At 67.2% G+C, this 17681-nt stretch carries 19 protein-coding genes and 1 pseudogene; 9 read left to right on the top strand and 11 right to left on the bottom strand.

The features are described from left to right. Window positions 1-100 precede the first annotated feature (100 nt). Both ABFO07_RS10435 and ABFO07_RS10430 read left to right on the top strand, forming a co-directional pair. Window positions 101-997, top strand: a complete 897-nt coding sequence (locus tag ABFO07_RS10435; protein WP_060147990.1) for a LysR family transcriptional regulator — start codon at window positions 101-103, stop codon at window positions 995-997. Window positions 998-1285: 288 nt separating this feature from the next. Continuing rightward, window positions 1286-2869, top strand: coding sequence for an isocitrate lyase (locus tag ABFO07_RS10430; protein WP_059560783.1), 1584 nt, complete (start codon window positions 1286-1288; stop codon window positions 2867-2869). Window positions 2870-2930: 61 nt separating this feature from the next. Here ABFO07_RS10430 and ABFO07_RS10425 read toward each other — a convergent pair whose 3' ends face one another. The 3 genes from ABFO07_RS10425 to ABFO07_RS10415 all read right to left on the bottom strand — a co-directional run bounded on the left by ABFO07_RS10425 (window position 2931) and on the right by ABFO07_RS10415 (window position 6427). After that, the gene (locus tag ABFO07_RS10425; protein WP_060147992.1) at window positions 2931-4376 is read right to left on the bottom strand and encodes an MFS transporter; all 1446 of its coding nucleotides are present in this window, start codon (window positions 4374-4376) and stop codon (window positions 2931-2933) included. A 294-nt stretch (window positions 4377-4670) separates the two neighbouring features. After that, window positions 4671-5285 (bottom strand): peptide chain release factor H, encoded by a 615-nt coding sequence (gene prfH, locus ABFO07_RS10420; RefSeq protein WP_347467107.1) that lies wholly within the window; start codon window positions 5283-5285, stop codon window positions 4671-4673. Beyond that, window positions 5285-6427, bottom strand: a complete 1143-nt coding sequence (locus ABFO07_RS10415) for an RNA ligase RtcB family protein (RefSeq protein WP_124489981.1) — start codon at window positions 6425-6427, stop codon at window positions 5285-5287. Before ABFO07_RS10415 ends, prfH begins: the two co-directional genes overlap by 1 nt. A gap of 456 nt (window positions 6428-6883) precedes the next feature. Between ABFO07_RS10415 and ABFO07_RS10410 the strand changes: the two genes are divergently transcribed. The 3 genes from ABFO07_RS10410 to ABFO07_RS10400 all read left to right on the top strand — a co-directional run bounded on the left by ABFO07_RS10410 (window position 6884) and on the right by ABFO07_RS10400 (window position 8005). Continuing rightward, the gene (locus ABFO07_RS10410) at window positions 6884-7258 is read left to right on the top strand and encodes a GFA family protein (RefSeq protein ID WP_059885936.1); all 375 of its coding nucleotides are present in this window, start codon (window positions 6884-6886) and stop codon (window positions 7256-7258) included. After that, window positions 7255-7398: a hypothetical protein gene (locus ABFO07_RS10405; protein WP_185633539.1), complete on the top strand. Its 144-nt coding sequence runs from the start codon at window positions 7255-7257 to the stop codon at window positions 7396-7398. Before ABFO07_RS10410 ends, ABFO07_RS10405 begins: the two co-directional genes overlap by 4 nt. Before the next feature lie 139 nt (window positions 7399-7537). Continuing rightward, a complete protein-coding gene (locus ABFO07_RS10400; protein ID WP_059806741.1) occupies window positions 7538-8005 on the top strand; it encodes a MarR family winged helix-turn-helix transcriptional regulator in 468 nt (155 codons plus the stop codon). A 144-nt stretch (window positions 8006-8149) separates the two neighbouring features. Here ABFO07_RS10400 and ABFO07_RS10395 read toward each other — a convergent pair whose 3' ends face one another. From ABFO07_RS10395 to ABFO07_RS10385, 3 genes are all read right to left on the bottom strand, one after another. Further along, a complete protein-coding gene (locus tag ABFO07_RS10395) occupies window positions 8150-8482 on the bottom strand; it encodes a DUF4148 domain-containing protein (RefSeq protein WP_059885934.1) in 333 nt (110 codons plus the stop codon). 89 nt (window positions 8483-8571) lie between these two features. Next, window positions 8572-8991: an organic hydroperoxide resistance protein gene (locus tag ABFO07_RS10390; protein WP_059560927.1), complete on the bottom strand. Its 420-nt coding sequence runs from the start codon at window positions 8989-8991 to the stop codon at window positions 8572-8574. Between the two features lie 190 nt (window positions 8992-9181). Further along, window positions 9182-9646 (bottom strand): RidA family protein, encoded by a 465-nt coding sequence (locus tag ABFO07_RS10385; protein ID WP_059988223.1) that lies wholly within the window; start codon window positions 9644-9646, stop codon window positions 9182-9184. Window positions 9647-9923: 277 nt separating this feature from the next. Between ABFO07_RS10385 and ABFO07_RS10380 the strand changes: the two genes are divergently transcribed. Then, complete coding sequence (locus ABFO07_RS10380) at window positions 9924-10859, top strand: LysR family transcriptional regulator (protein ID WP_059960392.1); 936 nt, start codon at window positions 9924-9926, stop codon at window positions 10857-10859. 19 nt (window positions 10860-10878) lie between these two features. Here ABFO07_RS10380 and ABFO07_RS10375 read toward each other — a convergent pair whose 3' ends face one another. The 3 genes from ABFO07_RS10375 to ABFO07_RS10365 form a co-directional block, all read right to left on the bottom strand. Then, complete coding sequence (locus tag ABFO07_RS10375; protein WP_059988219.1) at window positions 10879-11586, bottom strand: SDR family NAD(P)-dependent oxidoreductase; 708 nt, start codon at window positions 11584-11586, stop codon at window positions 10879-10881. 272 nt (window positions 11587-11858) lie between these two features. Continuing rightward, entirely contained in the window at window positions 11859-12557 is a 699-nt protein-coding gene (locus tag ABFO07_RS10370; RefSeq protein ID WP_059960393.1) for a glutathione S-transferase N-terminal domain-containing protein, read from the bottom strand. A gap of 1 nt (window position 12558) precedes the next feature. After that, the gene (locus ABFO07_RS10365; protein ID WP_347467101.1) at window positions 12559-13263 is read right to left on the bottom strand and encodes a glutathione S-transferase family protein; all 705 of its coding nucleotides are present in this window, start codon (window positions 13261-13263) and stop codon (window positions 12559-12561) included. A 118-nt stretch (window positions 13264-13381) separates the two neighbouring features. Between ABFO07_RS10365 and ABFO07_RS10360 the strand changes: the two genes are divergently transcribed. Then, entirely contained in the window at window positions 13382-14200 is an 819-nt protein-coding gene (locus tag ABFO07_RS10360) for an AraC family transcriptional regulator (RefSeq protein WP_059906317.1), read from the top strand. 502 nt (window positions 14201-14702) lie between these two features. Then, window positions 14703-15110 carry a VOC family protein gene (locus tag ABFO07_RS10355; protein WP_375782235.1) on the top strand — a complete coding sequence of 136 codons (408 nt, stop codon included), beginning with the start codon at window positions 14703-14705 and terminating at the stop codon, window positions 15108-15110. 28 nt (window positions 15111-15138) lie between these two features. Here the strand turns inward: ABFO07_RS10355 and ABFO07_RS10350 are convergent, their stop codons facing one another. After that, window positions 15139-15672 (bottom strand): toxin, encoded by a 534-nt coding sequence (locus ABFO07_RS10350; protein ID WP_059988215.1) that lies wholly within the window; start codon window positions 15670-15672, stop codon window positions 15139-15141. A gap of 306 nt (window positions 15673-15978) precedes the next feature. On the opposite strand from ABFO07_RS10350, the gene ABFO07_RS10345 reads away from it, so the two are divergent. Then, entirely contained in the window at window positions 15979-17199 is a 1221-nt protein-coding gene (locus tag ABFO07_RS10345) for an MFS transporter (protein WP_230942442.1), read from the top strand. Window positions 17200-17230: 31 nt separating this feature from the next. Here the strand turns inward: ABFO07_RS10345 and ABFO07_RS10340 are convergent. Beyond that, window positions 17231-17638: pseudogene (locus ABFO07_RS10340) on the bottom strand (response regulator); the annotation flags it as partial. Window positions 17639-17681: the final 43 nt, after the last annotated feature.

Below are 17681 nucleotides of genomic sequence, written 5' to 3'. Positions count from 1 at the left end.
CACTTTCGGCGCGCGGCCGATTGACGGACAATCGGCCACGCCGCGCCGCGCCGCGCCGCATTGCGCCGATTGCCCGCCCACCCGCCACACAACGTTCGCCATGGTCAACCCGCTTCATTTCGATCTGCAGTCGCTGCGGGTATTCGCGCTGGTCGCCGAGCACGGCAGCCTGACGAAGGCGGCCGAGCATGGCCAGCTCACGCTGTCCGCGGTCAGCAAGCGCATCGCGGAACTCGAGAGCGTGACCGGCAGCGCGCTGTTCGTGCGGCACGCGCGCGGCGTCGAGCTGACGCCCGCCGGCCGCGCGCTGCTCGACCATGCGGCGAAGGTGATCGACCAGGTGAACCGCATGGCGCACGAGATGAGCGACTACGTCGCCGGCGTGCGCGGCCATATCCGCGTGTGGGCGAACACGTCCGCGATCGTCCAGTTCCTGCCGGTCGATCTCGCCGCGTTCCTCACGTCCAACCCCGGCATCAAAGTGAGCCTCGAGGAGCGCCTGAGCCACGAGATCGTCGACGCGCTCGCGTCGGGCAAGACCGATCTCGGCGTGTTCGCCGACAACGTGCCCGCGCCCGGCATCGAGCGCCGGCTGTACCGGCGCGACGAACTCGTGCTGCTGGTGCCGCGCGGCCACCGCTTCGCGGAACGCGGGACGGTGCGTTTCGCCGATACGCTGGACGACGACTACGTCGGGCTCAGCGACGGCAGTTCGCTGCTGGCCCGGATGACCGATGCCGCGTTCGCGGCCGAGCGCTCGCTGAAGCTGCGCATCCAGGTGTCGAATTTCGATGGGGTCAGCCGGATGATCGAGGCGGGGCTCGGCATCGGCATCCTGCCGCGCGACGCGGTGACCACCGAGCGCGCCGGCTCGCGGCTGTGCGTGGTGAAGCTCGACGATGCGTGGGCGATGCGCACGCTGTGGGTCGGCGTGAAGGCCGGCAGCGTGCTGACGACGGATATCGCGAAGCTGTTCGATTTCATGTCGGCGCGCTGAGCGCGGGATACCCGCCGCCTCCAGCAGCCGAAAGCGCGTTTCGCATTGCGGAATTCACATCGACTTCCCGCCGCCTTTCTTTTTCGCCGCTTGAAAACTTGTTTTGCATCGCAAAAAGCAAGAGCTATCTCATTGAAAAATAAAAGAAAATAACGTCTTATGTCTTATATAAGACATCACCGAAACGCATTCGCGCGGCGTTACTATTTGGTCATGCAGTTCGCTTCGCCAGACGGGGCGGCACGCTGAACCCTTTGCTCAATCACGCTTTGCTCTCAGGAGATAGACATGGCCCAGTATCAAGACGACATCAAGGCAGTTGCCGGTTTGAAAGAAACCCACGGCAGCGCGTGGAATGCGATCAATCCCGAGTATGCCGCTCGCATGCGTGCCCAGAACAAGTTCAAGACGGGCCTGGACATCGCCAGGTACACCGCCAAGATCATGCGCGCCGACATGGCCGCCTACGATGCCGACCCGTCGAAGTACACGCAGTCGCTCGGCTGCTGGCACGGCTTCATCGGCCAGCAGAAGATGATCTCCATCAAGAAGCACTTCAACAGCACCGAACGCCGCTACCTGTACCTGTCCGGCTGGATGGTGGCCGCGCTGCGCTCCGAGTTCGGCCCGCTGCCGGACCAGTCGATGCACGAAAAGACCTCCGTCAGCGCGCTGATCCGCGAGCTGTACACCTTCCTGCGCCAGGCCGACGCCCGTGAACTGGGCGGCCTGTTCCGCGAGCTGGACGCGGCCGAAGGCCCGGCCAAGGCCGCCATCCAGGCAAAGATCGACAACCACGTCACCCACGTCGTGCCGATCATCGCCGACATCGACGCGGGCTTCGGCAACGCCGAGGCAACCTACCTGCTGGCCAAGCAGTTCATCGAAGCGGGCGCCTGCTGCATCCAGATCGAAAACCAGGTGTCCGACGAGAAGCAGTGCGGCCACCAGGACGGCAAGGTCACCGTGCCGCACGAGGACTTCCTGGCCAAGATCCGCGCGATCCGCTATGCGTTCCTGGAACTGGGCGTGGACGACGGCATCATCGTGGCGCGTACCGACTCGCTGGGCGCCGGCCTGACCAAGCAGATCGCCGTGACCAACGCGCCGGGCGACCTGGGCGACCAGTACAACGCGTTCCTCGATTGCGAGGAACTGTCGGCCGACCAGCTGGGCAACGGCGACGTCATCATCAAGCGCGACGGCAAGCTGCTGCGTCCGAAGCGCCTGCCGAGCAACCTGTTCCAGTTCCGCGCCGGCACGGGTGAAGCGCGCTGCGTGCTGGACTGCATCACGTCGCTGCAGAACGGCGCCGACCTGCTGTGGATCGAAACCGAAAAACCGCATATCGCGCAGATCGGCGGCATGGTCAGCGAAATTCGCAAGGTCATCCCGAACGCGAAGCTGGTGTACAACAACAGCCCGTCGTTCAACTGGACGCTGAATTTCCGTCAGCAGGCGTATGACGCGCTGAAGGCCGCGGGCAAGGACGTGTCGGCATACGACCGCGCGCAGCTGATGAGCGTGGAATACGACGAGACCGAACTGGCGAAGCTCGCCGACGAGAAGATCCGGACCTTCCAGGCCGACGCGTCGCGCGAAGCCGGCATCTTCCACCACCTGATCACGCTGCCGACGTACCACACCGCCGCGCTGTCGACCGACAACCTGGCCAAGGAATACTTCGGCGACCAGGGCATGCTCGGTTACGTGGCGGGCGTGCAGCGCAAGGAAATCCGTCAGGGCATCGCGTGCGTCAAGCACCAGAACATGTCCGGCTCGGACATCGGCGACGACCACAAGGAATACTTCAGCGGCGAAGCGGCCCTGAAGGCGGCGGGCAAGGACAACACGATGAACCAGTTCTCCTGATACCGGCTCTACCCGCAGGCGAAACGCCAACCCTTCATGGGTTGGCGTTTTTTTTGTCCAGTCACACCGGATTGATCTCGTCCTGGCTGCGTCGCGTGGTCAGCGGCCCGAGCACGCGCAGCGTCACCGCGACGATCCCGAGCGCGACCGAGATCACGCCGAACATCGCGCCCGCGCCGTAATGGCCGAGCACCGGCAGCAGGATGAACGGCAGCGCGCCGCTGACGATGCGCGACAGCGCATAGGTGCTGCCGATCGCGGTCGAGCGCACGCGCGCCGGGAAGATCTCCGCCTGATAGACGTGATACGCGTTGCTGAACACGTTCGACGCGCAGGTCGTCAACACGCCGAAGCAGACGATCAACGCGGTGTTGCCCGAATACGCGAAGCACAGGCCGAACGCGGCGATCGACAGGATTGCGCCGATCACCAGCGTGCGGCGCTCGATCCAGTTGAGCAGCGGAATCGACAGCAGCGAGCCGATCGGGTAGCCGAGGAACGACAGCGCGATGAACAGCGTGCTGTCGGTCACGTCGAAGCCGCGGCTCTTGACCACCGCGCCCGCCAGCGTGCCGAAGCCGTAATAGCCGAAGCCCTGGAACAGGTGGAAGATCGCGAGCATCAGGTAGCGCGTGCCGTACGGCGTGCGGCGCAGCAGCGCGATGCGTTCGCGCAGCGCGAGCGGCCGCTGCGGTTGCGCCGGCGCGGCGAACCGTTCGGGCATGCGCACGCCGGCGCTGTCCGCGAAGCGGCGCAGCATCGCGTGGGCCTCGTCGGCGCGCCCCTGCGCGAGCAGCCAGCGCGGGCTCTCGGGCAGCCGGTGCCGGACCAGCAGCGCGTACACGGCGCCGAGGCTGCCGATCGCGAGGATGATGCGCCAGCCGGCCACGCCGCCGATATGCAGCGGATTGAGCCAGACCGCGAGGAAGCCGACCAGCGGCACCGCGACGTAGGACGTCGTGTACGCCCAGGCGGCGAGGCGGCCGCGCCGCGCCTTCGGCAGGATTTCCGACAGGAAGCTGTCCGCGACCGGATAGATCGCGCCCACGCCGATGCCCGTCAGGAAGCGGCAGATCACGAGCATGTCGGCGTTGACCGAGAACGCGCCGACCAGCGAGAACGCGCTGTACCAGCTCAGCGTCAGCAGGAACGCCTTGCGCCGGCCGATGCGGTCGGCGAGGCTGCCGAGGCACAGCGCGCCGAAGAACATGCCGATGAACGCGGACGCGAGCAGCAGCTTGAAATCGGCGCTCTGGCGGTTCAGCCCGTATTCGGTCTGCAGCGCGGTGCCGATCGTGCTGACGAGGAAGATCTCGTACATGTCGAAGAACAGGCCGACGCCGATCACCCAGACGACGAAGCGGTGCAGCGCGCCCACCGGCAAGTCGTCCATGAAATCGCCGAGCGTGACGCCGCGGGCGGCAGGGCGGGCCGCGTCGGCATCGGCGGCGCGGGCGGGCGCGGGCCGGCCCGTGTCGCCGCCCAGGTCGAGGGATTGGCTGTTCATCGTGTCTCCTGATTATCGGATTGCCGCGGCGCGGGGCCGGGTCGTTCGCGGCCGATGCATCACAGGCCGCGCAGGCCGCGTGATCGGTCGTCCGGGAGATAGTGGGCGAATTCCGCGCTCGCGATAATTGCGGATGTCTCAAGCATCCTTTCCCGGCCAGAAAGGCTGGATGGGGTTCCGTCCCCGGGATGCGGGAACGGTTGCGACGGGCGGGGCGGCACGCCGGCGGGAGCGGAGCCGTCGGCCGCCTATGCGCGTGCGGCAGCGAAACCGTACGGCCCGATGGGCCCGCGCTCAGCGCGACGGCGTGAACGCGACGCCATGAAACACCCGCACCGGATTGCCGCGTTCCAGCGCGAAATGCTGCATGCGCCGCTGCTGGCGCGCGTGCCCGGCCTGCTGGTCGGCCTGTTGCTGCAGGCGCGCGTGCAGCAGCTGCAGCGCCAGCCGCTTGTTCGCATGCTGGCTGCGTTCGCTTTCGACCCGCACCGACGTGCCGGTCGCGACATGGGTCGCCCGGATCGCGCTGCTGGTCTTGTTGACGTGCTGCCCGCCGGGGCCGCGCGCGCGCATCGCTTCGAACCTCACGTCGCCGGCCGGCAACGGCGGCGCGTCGGCGCAGCGGGTCACGCCGATGAACCAGTTCTTGCGCGGGTGACGCAAGCGGTAAGGGCTGGCGCAGATCCATTGCAGCGTGCCGGCCCAGCGATCGGCGAGCGCCGCGGCGCCGTCTCCGTCGAGATCCAGCAGCGCGGAGCGCACGGTGCCCGGGCGATCGCCCGGTTGCAGATCGAGCACCGCCAATGCGACGCGGCTCGCATCGGCTTCGACCTGCAGGCGCTGCAGCGCCTTCGCCGCGGCGAGCTGGCACTCAACCGGCCCGTGTGCGGAAGAAATCTGGAGCATCATCAGCAGCACGCTCCCGACGTCTTGTAGGTCAACACGGGCGCGAGCCGCGCCAGCTTGCGCAGCAACCCCGCCGCTTCGAGCGCGTCGACGACGCTGTCGATCGGCTTGTACGCCTGCGGCGCTTCTTCATACAACAGCTCGCGGTTCTCGCAGACGACGTGGCTGCCGAGCCGCGTGCGGGTCAGCTGCCACGGCGCGAAGCGCCGTTCGAGCCGGCCCCGGCAGTCGCCGCGCGACCACTTGCGCCCGGCGCCGTGCGCGAGCGATGCAAGGCTCGCCGCGTCGTCGCGCGGCAACGGCTCGACGAGATAGCTGTAGTCGCCGCGCGAACCGGGGATCACGACCGGCCCCGCGTCGGCGGGCGTCGCGCCCTTGCGATGCAGCCAGCCCGGCACGCCGTCGACGACGGCGCGGCCGACCAGGTTGTGGTTGACGTCGAGGATGCGCCGGCCGCCGCTGCGCCAGCGCGCGAGCATGCGGCGCGCGATCAGCTCGCGGTTGGCCACCGCGTAGCGCAGCGCCTCGTCGTGACGCTGCAGGTAGGCCGCGCAATCGGCATGCGTGTCGTCGAGGCCGTTGTAGCCGTGCGCGTCCATGTGCCGTTCGAGGATCGACTGGCCGAAGCCGCGCGAGCCGCTGTGCACGAGCAGCTGCAAGCGGTTGCGTTCGAGGCCGAGCGCGTGCACGGCGTCCTCGTCGTACACGTGGTCGAGCTTCTGCAGCTCGGCGAAGTGATTGCCGCTGCCGATCGTGCCGAGCGACGCGGCGAACGCATGGCCGGCCAGGCCCGCGTCGGCGATCGACGAGTGCCAGCTGTCGTCGAGGCGCGCGTCGATCGAGCCGAGCTGGACGACGAGCCGCACCGCGCTGGCGCGCCGCGCGTCGAGCGCGGTTTGCCAGAGCGCCATGCCGCAGCCGATGTCGCCGCCGATCAGCGCCGGATACAGGCAGCCGGTGGAGAAGAACGCAGCGCCGACCGGATAGCCGCGCCCCGGGTGGAGATCCGGCATGCCGGCGACACGCCGCATGCCCGGAAGGGTGGCAGCCAGTTTCAGCTGCCGGATCGCTTCACCTTCGATCCAGGTGTCGGCGGACGCGTACAGGGTGACGCCGTCCGCCAGGTCTTGCCGGGAATTGCCCATGGAAAATTCCGTTCGATGAGAAAAAGGAACGGCGGGCCATGGCACGGGCAGCGCGTGCGAATGCACTGCCTGACATCGAATGTCGGGGGGAACGGCAGCGTGAATGGATCAGGACGACCCGCGGCATCGCCGGAACGACGATGCAGTCAGCTGCGATGCGTGAACGATGAAACGAACGGACGCGATGAACCCGGACTACGACCCGCGACGGGAGAAGGGCAGGCTTGCAATCATCTTGGTTTCTCCTTGCGGTGAGTGGGTGGATGGAATGGCCGCGACTCTAGCATGCGGTGAAAGGAAGCCGCAAGAGTCCGCTGTTCGCGTGTCGTCATCGCGCAGCATGAACGCAGGTGAAATGAAACGTCCTGTATCGGCGCGCGGCATCGATACATGGCGATACAACGCGATGTTCCGGGTGGGCTATAACACAGCCACCACCTGGAAACGGAGCGTCACATGTCACAAGCCGCGCTGTACAAGGGGTCCTGCCATTGCGGGGCCGTCAAGTTCGAAGTCCGCACCGCCATCACGCCGGCGGCGCGCTGCAACTGCAGCCTGTGCCGCCGCCGGGGCGCGCTGATGAGCCCGATGTTCGACGGCAAGGAACTGACGATCCTCGAAGGGCAGGACGCGCTAACGGTCTATCAGTTCAACACGCGCGTCGCGAAGCACTACTTCTGCAAGCACTGCGGCATCTATCCGTTTCATCAGACGCGCAGGGATCCCGCGTGCTGGCGCGTCAATCTCGGTTGTCTCGACGGGGTCGACCCGTACGCGCTCGACGCAACCGTGTCGGACGGCGCGAGCCTGTCCGTGGTGGAGGGCGCATGAAGCGCCTGCTTGCCGTCCTGCTGTTCGTCGCAGGCGGATGCGCGACCGAACTCGCGCATCCGGTCCAGTGTTCGCTGATCGCGGAACAGCGGCTGCGGCTCGGCAAGAGAACGAGCCGCCCCGACAACGCGCCCCGCTGATCGCCGCTCCCCGCGCCGTCGCGCACCCGCCGGCCGCGATCCGCATCGCGCGCCGGCAATCCCTATTGCTTCCGATAAGATCGCACGCGATATATAATGCCGACATTCGCGCGCGCGATCTTTGCCAAGGAGGCAACTGATGAAATCGACCGAAACGGATCCCCGCACAGCGCCGAAGCTGTCGGACTTCCTGTGTTTTGCCGTTTACTCGGCGAATCTTGCCTTCGGCAAGGCTTACAAGCCGATCCTCGAAGAGCTGGGCCTCACGTACACGCAATACATCACGATCATTGCGCTGTGGGAAGAGGACAACCAGACGGTCGGCAGCCTTGGCGACAAGCTGTTCCTCGAATCCAATACGCTGACGCCGATCCTGAAGAAGCTCGAGGCGATGGGCTACCTGCAGCGGCAGCGCGATCCGGCCGACGAACGCCAGGTGCTCGTCAGCCTGACGAAGGCCGGCCGGCGCCTGCGCGAGAAGGGCCTCAACATGGATCTGGTCGAGGCGACCGGGCTGAAGCCCGACGAGTTCGCGAAGATGCAGAAGGGGATCGCGACGCTGCGCAACAACCTGATTCGCGCGACCGAGGCGCAGGAACAGGCGTGACGGGAGGCCGGCGCCAGCCGGCATTCCGCACGTTCGCCATCCCTTTCACCAAAGACAAATAGCGCATGCGATTACATCGCATGCGCTATTTTTATCGAAATTCATCAGCGACAGCGCCGTGACATCAGCGGCCGCTCCACGCGTTCAATGCCCGAAGTAGATCGAACGATCGGCGGTGAGGATCACGCGCTTGCCGCCCGACTGCGCGGCCGCCTCGCCTTCGGCGCCATACCCGGCGGCCGACGTGTCGCCTGCCACCGCGTCGCTTGCGTGAATGCGCTTGAGCGCCGCCTGCAGATCTTCCGGATAGTGCGGATCGTTCGCGCGGCCCGGCTGGTAGCCGGCGCGCTGGAGCTGGCGCAGCTCGGCGCGCACCTGGGCGCGGGTCACGGTCTGCGCTTCGTCGCTGGCGAACGCAGATGCGGTGAAGGAAGCCGAAACGGCGACGAGCAGGGTGGCAATCAGCGGGTTCTTCATGGTGTACCTCGACAGGAAACGTTGTGACGGTCAGGGCGCCGACTGCCGGGCCAGGCGGGCCGCGCGCGTCGACTCATTGATTCGGGTGCTCAGACGATATTGATCGTGACGTCGATGTTGCCGCGCGTCGCCTTCGAATACGGGCAGGTCTGGTGCGCGGCATCGACGATGCGCTGCGCGACGTCGCGCTCGAGGCCCGGCAGGCTGACGTTCAGGCGCGCCTGCAGGAAGTACGCGTTGCCGCCCATGCCCAGATCCACTTCGGCGTCGACCGCGAGGTCCGCCGGCAGTGCGACCTTCGACGCGCGCGCCGCGAGCTGCATCGCGCCGATGAAACAGGCCGACCAGCCGGCGGCGAACAACTGCTCGGGGTTGGTGCCGGTGCCGGCGCTGCCGGGCGACGAAAGCTGCAGGTCGAGACGGCCATCGGAACTGCGGACCGCGCCATCGCGGCCGCCCGACGACGTGTGCGTCTTGCCGGTGTACAGGACTTTTTCGATCTTGCTCATGGTGACTCCTTCGTGGGTCGTTTCGGGTATTGGCTTATGCGATTCGATCGCATGCGATGCATTCTCGGGGAGGCGCTTCACCATGTCAAGCGGTTTCGATTAAATCGCATGCGATTTATTATGCGGGAGCCGGAACCCATTCGAATCCGGATCGCCGTCCGCCGCCGGGCAGGGGGCATCCCGGCGGCATTCACGCCGGCCGCAGCTCGGCGATCACCACCAGTGCGACGGACGCATCGGCGGGCAACTGGCGGTGCGAGAACGCCGAGCGCGCATGGCCGGCCTTGTCGCCCAGCACGGCCGCAAACAGGTCCGACGCGCCGTCGATCACCGCCGGCTGGCCATGAAACCCGTCGGCGGAGCTCACATGCCCCTCGACGCGCACGATGTGATGCAGCCGGTCGAATCCGCCGAGGTGCCGGTCGATTTGCGCGAGCACGTTCAGCGCGGCCAGCCGGGCCGCCTGCCTGCCTTCGTCGACGGTCCGCTGTTCGCCGATCCGCCCGGTGAACACCATCCGGCCGCCCGCAAGCGGCACCTGCCCGGAAATGAACAACAGGTTGCCGGCTTCGCTGACCGCCGTATAGCTGCCCAGCGGTTGCGGCGGCTCGGGCAGGCTGAGGCCGAGCGCGGCGAGTTTCTGTTCGACGGTCATGTCGTTCTCCTTTCCATGGAATCGCGAGCGCGATCGCGTGAAGCGGCTGCTGCACGTCCGCGTGCTTTGCAGTCAATGTAGCCACGCGTGCGCGGGCGGTAAATGTCATCGGCGCAAATGACTGCGGACGCGATGTAACGAATGCGGCGGCCGGGCCGCCGCGCTGGTTTCCCGCACGATAATCGTGCACACTCGTTCATCCGATCGGGCGTGGCCGCCTTCGTCGCGGCCGGCATCCCACCGCCCGCAACGCACCGGAAGCCGCAGGAAAACACGCATGCAACGCAAATTCGACGACCTGCTGCTCGGCAGCATCGAGCTGTTCTGCCTCGCGGCGGAACTCGGCAGCTTCACGCAGGCGGCGACGGCCGCGAGCGTCACGCCGGCGGCGGTGAGCCGGTCGGTTGCGCGGCTCGAGGAGCGGCTCGGCGTGCGGCTCTTCGTGCGCACGACGCGGCAGATCCGCCTGACCGACGCGGGGCGGCGCTACTTCGAGCAGTGCCGCCAGGCGCTGTCGCAGCTCGTCGACGCGGAACGCGAGGCGACCGGCCAGCAGGCCACGCCCGCCGGCGTGCTGCGGATCAGCATGCCGACGCCGTACGGGCACTATCGGGTGCTGCCGCTGCTGCCGGCGTTTCGCGAGCGCTATCCGGACGTGCAGGTCGACGTGCACCTGAGCAACCGGAACATCGACTTCGCGGAAGAAGGATTCGATCTCGCGATTCGCGGCCGTGCGCCCGCCGATTCGAGCCTGATCGCACGCAAGCTGGAAGACGCGGAACTCGTCGCGGTCGCGACGCCCGCTTACCTGAAGCGCGCGGGCGTTCCGACATCCGTCGACGACCTGCACGCGCACGAATGCATCCAGTTCGAATTGCCGAGCAGCGGGCGCCATATCCCGTGGCTGTTTCATCACGCGTCCGGCGAGGAACTCGACGTCGCGACGGCGGGCGGCTACGGCACCTCCGGCGACGTGCTCGCCGGCGTGACGCTCGCGCGCCACGGCGCGGGGCTGTTCCAGACCTACCGCTTCATCGTCGAGCAGGATCTTCGCGAAGGCCGGCTCGTCGAGGTGCTGGCCGCGCAGGGCGGCCGTTCGCGGCCGTTTCTCCTGATCTATCCGCACGGACGCTATCTGGCGTCGCGCGTGCGCGTGTTCGTCGACTATCTCGTCGAGCAGCTGGCGCACGCGCCGAAAAAGCGGACGCGCTAGACGTCGCGCCGCGGCACACTCAGTGCCCCGCGCTCTGGCCGCCGTCGACGTGCAGGATCTCGCCGGTCACGAACGGCGCAGCATCGAGGTAGAGGATCGCGTCGACGATATCGCTCATCTCGCCCATGCGGCCGACCGGATGCAGCGACGCGAGCGTTTCATGCGTATCGGCCGCGTGCATCGGCGACTTGATGATGCCCGGCGACACCGCGTTGACGCGTATGCCGGCCTTCGCATACTCGATCGCGAGCGAGCGCGTCGCCGCGTTCAGGCCGCCCTTCGTCAACGACGCGAGCACCGACGGCACGTTGCTGTTCGCGTGGTCGACGAGGCTCGTCGTGATGCTGACCACGTGGCCGCCGCCGGCTTTCAGCATCGCGCCGATCGCGCGCTGCGTGATATGGAAGAAGCCGTCCAGGTTCACGCGGTTGACCGCCGCATAGTCTTCCGGCGTGTACTGCGTGAACGGCTTCGCGATGAAGATGCCGGCGTTGTTGACGAGCGTGTCGACCCGGCCGAAGCGCTCGATCGCGGTATCGACCACGCGTCGCGCGGTGTCCGCGTCGCCGATGTCGCCCGCGACGGTGACGAGGTCCGGATCGTGCGAAGGCGCGATCGAACGGGACGTGGCGACGACGCGATGGCCGCGTGCGCGGAACGCCTTGACGGTTTCCGCGCCGATGCCTTGCGACGCGCCGGTAACGATGATGACTCTGGATGCGCTCATGATGTGCCTCGAAGTGCGATGGGGTTTCGGCGTCAGTGCCGACCGGATCGACGGATCCGATGGATACGGACTGTAGGCGCATCCGCGCCGGCTTCGAACACCCGCCATGGAGCAACAGTCTTGCGTCGCGGTAACAAATGACGGCCGAGCAGGCGTGACTTTCGGCGGGGCGGAAAGGGGGAACTGCGGGATGGGGATGTCGTGACGGGCGAAGCGGGCTCCGGTGCACGCATGGCACCGAAGCCCGCCCATGGCGGCCACTCAGCCGCGCGTCAGCGCACCGTCGCGGCCGATTGCCCGAACAGGATCTTGCGCGACGCCTCGTCGACGGTCGGCGCCACGTTGATTTCCTGCGCGCGCGCATACGCACGGACCGTCCCCGGGCGGGCGCCGGTGCGTTCGAACCAGCGCGCCAGGTGCGGGAAATCCTCGAGACGCTGGCGCTGGCGCGCGTGCGGCACGATCCACGGATAACAGGCCATGTCGGCGATCGAGTAGTCGCCCGCGATGTAGTCGCGGCCGTCCGCCAGATGCTTGTCGAGCACGCCGTACAGCCGCGACGTCTCGTTCACGTAGCGATCGATCGCATACGGCAGCGGCTCCGGCGCGTACTGCGCGAAATGATGGTTCTGCCCGGCCATCGGCCCGAGCCCGGCCATCTGCCAGAACAGCCATTGCAGCGCGAGATGGCGGCCGCGCAGGTCCTGCGGAATGAAGCGCCCGGTCTTGTCGGCGAGATACAGCAGGATCGCGCCCGATTCGAAGATCGACAGCGGTTCGCCGCCGTCGGCCGGGGCCGGGTCGACGAGCGCCGGAATCCGGTTATTCGGCGCAATGCGCAGGAATTCAGGCTCGAACTGCGCGCCGCGGCCGATGTTCACCGGGACGATCCGGTACGGCAGCCCGGTCTCCTCCAGGAACATCGTGATCTTGTGACCGTTGGGCGTCGTCCAGTAGTAGAGGTCGAGCATGTCACGCTCCCGCCGTGGCGCCGGCCTCGAGCCGGGCGTTCTGCGGGAACATCGCGCGGCGGGCGTCGGCGTCCATCTCGGTCTTGAACGCGTGGCGCGCCGCCAGCGCCTCGGCGCGCTGCGCGGCGGGCCGGGCGTTGATTTCGTCGACCAGGCGCTTCACGTTCGGCAACTGCTCCCACGCGCCTTCGCCGAGCACGAACGGGATCGCGCGCGCCCAGCCCCAGACGGCCATGTCGACCAGCGTGTACGTGTCGCCGAGCATGTAGCGCGACGCCGCGAGACGCGCGTCGACGATGTGCCAGTGACGCCACGCCTCGAAGTCGTAGCGGTTGACCGCGTAGGCCTTCGGCTCCGGCGCGAAGTGCTTGAAGTGCGCCGCTTGCCCCGCATACGGGCCGATGCCGGTCGCGACGAACATCAGCCACGACAGCATCTCGCCGCGCGCGGCCGGCGTGTTCGCGGGGAGAAAGCGGCCGCTCTTTTCCGCGAGATACAGCAGGATCGCGTTGCTGTCGAACACCGTCGCGTCGCCGTCGACGATCGCCGGCGTCTTCGCGTTCGGGTTGATCGCCGTGAAGGCGTCCGCGTGCTGTTCGCCCTTGCGCGTATCGACCGGCACCAGTTCGTACGGCAACCCGCTTTCCTCGAGGAACAGGGCGACTTTGGCGGGATTCGGGGAAGGGTGGTAGTAGAACTGGATCATGAGCATGCCTCGGTGATTGAAACAGGGTTGAATCGGCGTTGAGCCGAGGTGCTCCAATCTACCGGAACGAACGGGACGACAAGTTACAATAAGTCCGCAAAAATCCACCAATCGTCCCATGTCCGATCGACTCTCCAATCTCATCAGCCGCTTCGACCTGCAGGCCCGCGTATTTCCCGACGGGGGCATCGGCGATGCGGGCGGCACCGACGGCGCCGGCCACCTGCACCTGTTGCGCGCCGGGCGGATCGTCGTGACCGGCGGCGCGATCGGGCGCCGCGAGTTCGACGGGCCGAGCGTGCTGTTCCTGCCGCGGCCGCATGCGTGCCGGGTCGATACGGGCGCGCGCGAACCGGCCGATCTCGTGTCCGCGAGCATCGCGTTCGGCTCGCGCGACGAGAATCCGCTGCTGCGCAACCTGCCGGATCTGCTGGCCGCGCCGCTGACCTGTGTGCCGTCGCTCGACGCGGTCCAGCAGCTGCTGTTCGCCGAAGCGCTCGAACCGGCGTGCGGCCACGATGCGGTGACCAACCGGCTCGTCGAGGTGCTGATGGTGCAGTTGCTGCGGTATGCGATGCAGCGCCAGCTCGTCGACACCGGCTCGCTCGCGGGCCTGTCGGATCAACGGCTCGGCAAGGTGCTCACGGCCGTCCATTCGGACCCGTCGCACGGCTGGACGCTCGAGGAGATGGCCGGCACGGCGGGCATGTCCCGCTCGCGGTTCGCCGCGCATTTCGCGGATGTCGTCGGCGTGCCGCCGGGCGAATACCTGCTGCAATGGCGGATCGGGCTCGCGAAGGCGCTGCTGCGCCGCGGCCGGCCGGTCAAGCAGATCGCGGCGGAAGTCGGCTACGGCAGCGCCAGCGCGCTGGCGCGCGCCTTCGCGCAGGGCGTCGGGGTGACGCCGACGCAATGGCTCGCGCAGCAGCGCGGGTAGGCGAGCGATTCGCGGTTGTCAATCGTGCGGCGAGCAGGCCGGCGCGTTTTGCCGGTCATCAGTTTTGCATCACAATGCAGCCGTTAAGATAAGAAAACTTATCCTGACTCTGACGTGAAAATGCAAACCAGCCCGTCCGGAATTCGCGTTCAGCCGTATTTCGTGGCCCACATTCGGCGCAGGGCGGTGTGACGAGCGGTGCTGCGCGGCGTCGACGCGAAGATCGCCGAGCGGCTGGCGTAGCCGAGCATGCTCGATCATCGGGATGCCGGCCACGCAGGCTGACGGGCACTGAACGCGGCACGAATGCGAGCAGCCAGATCCTCGGCGATGGCCCTCCATGCCCCGAACGGCGCGCTCACGCCGGTTTCGCACGGGCTCGCAACACGCGCCCAATGCGAGTTGTTGAATGTGAGCTTTTGCTTATATTCTGGATTCGTCGGGCGGAAACGGCATGGGGCCTCCGCCGATCACTGCATGAGCGAGACCGACGATGACTGACATGGCACCGATGACGCAAACGATGAAGCTCAATCACCTGAGCTTCCCCTCGGCCGACACGCTGGCGACGGCCCGATTCTTCGAGCGTCACCTCGGCTTCACGATCGCGGGAAGCTGGAACAAGTCGTACATCCTCAAGCGCCCGGGCTTCGACGTGGTGATCGATCACGCCGGCGACGACCGTCCGTCGTGGCCGACGAATTTCCACGTCGGGTTCGAATTGCCGAGCCTCGATGCCGTTCGCGCACTGTTCGAGCGATTCACGGAAGAGGGCGTCGCGATGGAGACGGACGTGTTCAACAACGGGCGCGGTTCGCGCTTCTTCTGCCGCGCACCGGGTGGCGTGATGTTCGAACTGAATACGCGCGCAGATGCCGCGCCGGAATATCGCGGCACGTTCGACAACTGACCCGACGCGGGCCCGGCGCGCGCGGCGCTCAGCCGCCGGCGCGGGCGTGCAGGTCGATGAATGCGCGGGTGCGCGATGGCGCGGTGATTTCCGTCCAGTGCAGATGCGCGTACTTCGGATCGTCGCGAAGGCCGGCGAACTTGACGCGATTCCTGGCGAACGTGGTGTATGACCACAGCAGCACCGAGTCGCGGGAACAGAACGCCATGCGCAGCGATTCCCGATTGCCGTGAAAGAGCTCGGTGCGCGTGAGCCCGCGGCTCAACGTTCGCCACAGCACCCGGGAGAACACCGTCCATCGCCCGAAGTTGAGCCACACGATGTGCGTGGCCCGCGACCAGAGCACGTCGCGCACGGCGCTGTAGTTTCCGTCGGCGACCCATCGGTCGCCGGCCGTCGCGGCAAGCACGGCACGCTCGAACTGTTCGGGCGGCACGGCGGTCCAGTCGGGGCCCCAGTAGAGCGCGTCCAGCTCGATGTGCGGGCAGTCCGCGGCGGCGGCCAGTGCGCTCGCGAAGGTGGATTTCCCCGATCCGCTGGTTCCGACGACGACGAAGCGCATGGGTTTGACCGTGGTCGAATGACGAAGCCGCGTATTGTGCCTGATGCCGAATTTCTCGCCGATACCTGCCAGAAATGGTAGTTCCCCTTGTGCCATGCAAGCATGCCAGGCCCGCCCGCATCGCCTGCTCGTTTTCGCCGCCTTTTGTACAATCGGGCGCGAGGGCCGGACAGCATGCTGCCGACACAAACATCAACAAGATCGAATGAGAGAAGCGATGGCGATTCAACTCGCATTGCAGGGCCCGCTGCGTGAGCGCGGGCGGGACACCGCCGGGCGTGCATCACGATCGGCGGGAGGCCCGGCATGAGCGACAAGCCCGTTCTTGCCGCCGGCGCACCGTGCGAACGTAGCGCCTCGACCGTTTCCTTGATGGCGCTGTCCTGCCTGATCGTGTTCATGGCGCAAACGGCGACCACGGTCTACCTGCCGTCGTTGCCGATCGTCATGCGCGAGCTGAAGATGACGCAGGGCGCCGCCGAGTTCTCCATCTCCGCCTATGTGATCGGCGCGGCGCTGCCGGTGCCGTTCTGGGGCGCCGCCGCGGAACGCTGGGGCAGGCGCGGCCCGCTGCTGATTTCCCTGCTGCTGTTCGTGGCCAGCAGCCTGCTGCTCGCGGGCTGCACGTTCGCCCCGGCGCTGCTGGCGTTGCGCGCCGTCCAGGGCATCGGGGGCGGCGGCGCGGCGATCATCGCGAGAATCATCGTGCGGGACAACTGGCGCGGCGACGAGCTGGCGCGGCGCCTGTCCGTGCTGTCGATCGCCTTCATCACGGCGCTGGGCGGCGGCCAGTTCATCGGCGGGCTGATCGGCCGATTCAGCCATTGGCAAGCGGGCTTCGTGCTGATGGCCGTCACCGCCACGCTGGCGATCGGCCTGTCGTACACCGTGACGTTGAAGGCAGGGCACCGCACCGCCGTCACGTCCGGCATGGCCGGCACGTACTGGCGCCTGCTGCGGCGCCCGGGCTTCCTGTGGCCGGCCTGCGCGGGCGGCCTGGCATTCGCGACGACCGTGACCTTGCAGGAAGTGAGCCCCTTCGTATTCCAGGAATACTTCAAGCTCGCGGTGACGAGCTTCGGCAGCATCGGCCTGCTGCTCGGCATCGCCTATTTCAGCGGCGCGATGCTGGTCAATCGCCTCGTGCGGCGGCTCGGCGGCGTGCGGCTGATGCATGCCGGCGCGACGCTGCTCGTGCTGGCGACCACGCTGATGCTGGCGTCCTGGCTGGGCGGCCTGCTGGCCCATGCCGCGGGCGTGTGGATCTTCATCGCGCTGTATTGCCTGATGACCTTTGGCCAGGCGGTGCTGTTTCCCAACAGCATGGCGGCCGCGGTCAGCGATGCGCCGGAACATGGCGCGCATGCAATGGCCTTGTGCGGCTTCCTGCAGCAAGGGCTGGCGGGCATCGCCGCCACCGCCGCGCTGCTGCTGCACCATGACGGCACGTGGACCGCCGCCGTCTTCGTGCTCGGTGCGACGAGCTGGCTGCTGGTGAAGATGAAGGTAGGCGGCAAGCCGGCGTGATCGCGGGATCGCTCGCCGACCGGCGCTACGGGGCCGCGGCCGCCTCGTCCGCGCTGACCGGATACGCGCGGCGCAGCAGCGCGCGGGCGCGCGCGACGAGCATGCGCGGCTCGATCGGCTTCGCCACGTAGTCGTCGGCGCCGGCATCGAGCCCGGCAACCTGATCGTAGACGTCGGCGCGCGCGGTCATGATGAGCACCGGCACGTTCGAGAATGTGCGAATCCGCCGGCATACCTCCATGCCGTCGAGATTCGGCAGCATCCAGTCGAGCATCACGAGCGCGGGCCGGTGCTCGCGCACGGCCGCGACGGCGAGGTCGCCGCGCCGCACGACCGTCACCGCGAACTCGTAGCGGCCGAGATATTCGCGGACCAGCCAGGCAAACCTGTCGTCATCCTCGATCAGCAGGACATGGTGCTTGCGCGTGTCTTCATTCATCCGGTTTCTCCGGGAAAGACGCTTATCTCGTCTCGTCGAGGCA

The organism is Burkholderia stagnalis, assembly GCF_039848545.1.
Taxonomy (GTDB): domain Bacteria; phylum Pseudomonadota; class Gammaproteobacteria; order Burkholderiales; family Burkholderiaceae; genus Burkholderia; species Burkholderia stagnalis.
Note: the sequence above shows the minus strand (reverse complement) of the source record. Positions and strands in the feature narration are given on the sequence as shown.

Bases quoted from the DNA above. Each gene is read 5' to 3' on its own strand.
- ABFO07_RS10435 (WP_060147990.1), top strand. From the start codon at position 101: ATGGTCAACCCGCTTCATTTCGATCTGCAGTCGCTGCGGGTATTCGCG.
- ABFO07_RS10430 (WP_059560783.1), top strand. From the start codon at position 1,286: ATGGCCCAGTATCAAGACGACATCAAGGCAGTTGCCGGTTTGAAAGAA.
- ABFO07_RS10425 (WP_060147992.1), bottom strand. From the start codon at position 4,376: ATGAACAGCCAATCCCTCGACCTGGGCGGCGACACGGGCCGGCCCGCG.
- prfH (WP_347467107.1), bottom strand. From the start codon at position 5,285: ATGATGCTCCAGATTTCTTCCGCACACGGGCCGGTTGAGTGCCAGCTC.
- ABFO07_RS10415 (WP_124489981.1), bottom strand. From the start codon at position 6,427: ATGGGCAATTCCCGGCAAGACCTGGCGGACGGCGTCACCCTGTACGCG.
- ABFO07_RS10410 (WP_059885936.1), top strand. From the start codon at position 6,884: ATGTCACAAGCCGCGCTGTACAAGGGGTCCTGCCATTGCGGGGCCGTC.
- ABFO07_RS10405 (WP_185633539.1), top strand. From the start codon at position 7,255: ATGAAGCGCCTGCTTGCCGTCCTGCTGTTCGTCGCAGGCGGATGCGCG.
- ABFO07_RS10400 (WP_059806741.1), top strand. From the start codon at position 7,538: ATGAAATCGACCGAAACGGATCCCCGCACAGCGCCGAAGCTGTCGGAC.
- ABFO07_RS10395 (WP_059885934.1), bottom strand. From the start codon at position 8,482: ATGAAGAACCCGCTGATTGCCACCCTGCTCGTCGCCGTTTCGGCTTCC.
- ABFO07_RS10390 (WP_059560927.1), bottom strand. From the start codon at position 8,991: ATGAGCAAGATCGAAAAAGTCCTGTACACCGGCAAGACGCACACGTCG.
- ABFO07_RS10385 (WP_059988223.1), bottom strand. From the start codon at position 9,646: ATGACCGTCGAACAGAAACTCGCCGCGCTCGGCCTCAGCCTGCCCGAG.
- ABFO07_RS10380 (WP_059960392.1), top strand. From the start codon at position 9,924: ATGCAACGCAAATTCGACGACCTGCTGCTCGGCAGCATCGAGCTGTTC.
- ABFO07_RS10375 (WP_059988219.1), bottom strand. From the start codon at position 11,586: ATGAGCGCATCCAGAGTCATCATCGTTACCGGCGCGTCGCAAGGCATC.
- ABFO07_RS10370 (WP_059960393.1), bottom strand. From the start codon at position 12,557: ATGCTCGACCTCTACTACTGGACGACGCCCAACGGTCACAAGATCACG.
- ABFO07_RS10365 (WP_347467101.1), bottom strand. From the start codon at position 13,263: ATGATCCAGTTCTACTACCACCCTTCCCCGAATCCCGCCAAAGTCGCC.
- ABFO07_RS10360 (WP_059906317.1), top strand. From the start codon at position 13,382: ATGTCCGATCGACTCTCCAATCTCATCAGCCGCTTCGACCTGCAGGCC.
- ABFO07_RS10355 (WP_375782235.1), top strand. From the start codon at position 14,703: ATGGCACCGATGACGCAAACGATGAAGCTCAATCACCTGAGCTTCCCC.
- ABFO07_RS10350 (WP_059988215.1), bottom strand. From the start codon at position 15,672: ATGCGCTTCGTCGTCGTCGGAACCAGCGGATCGGGGAAATCCACCTTC.
- ABFO07_RS10345 (WP_230942442.1), top strand. From the start codon at position 15,979: ATGAGCGACAAGCCCGTTCTTGCCGCCGGCGCACCGTGCGAACGTAGC.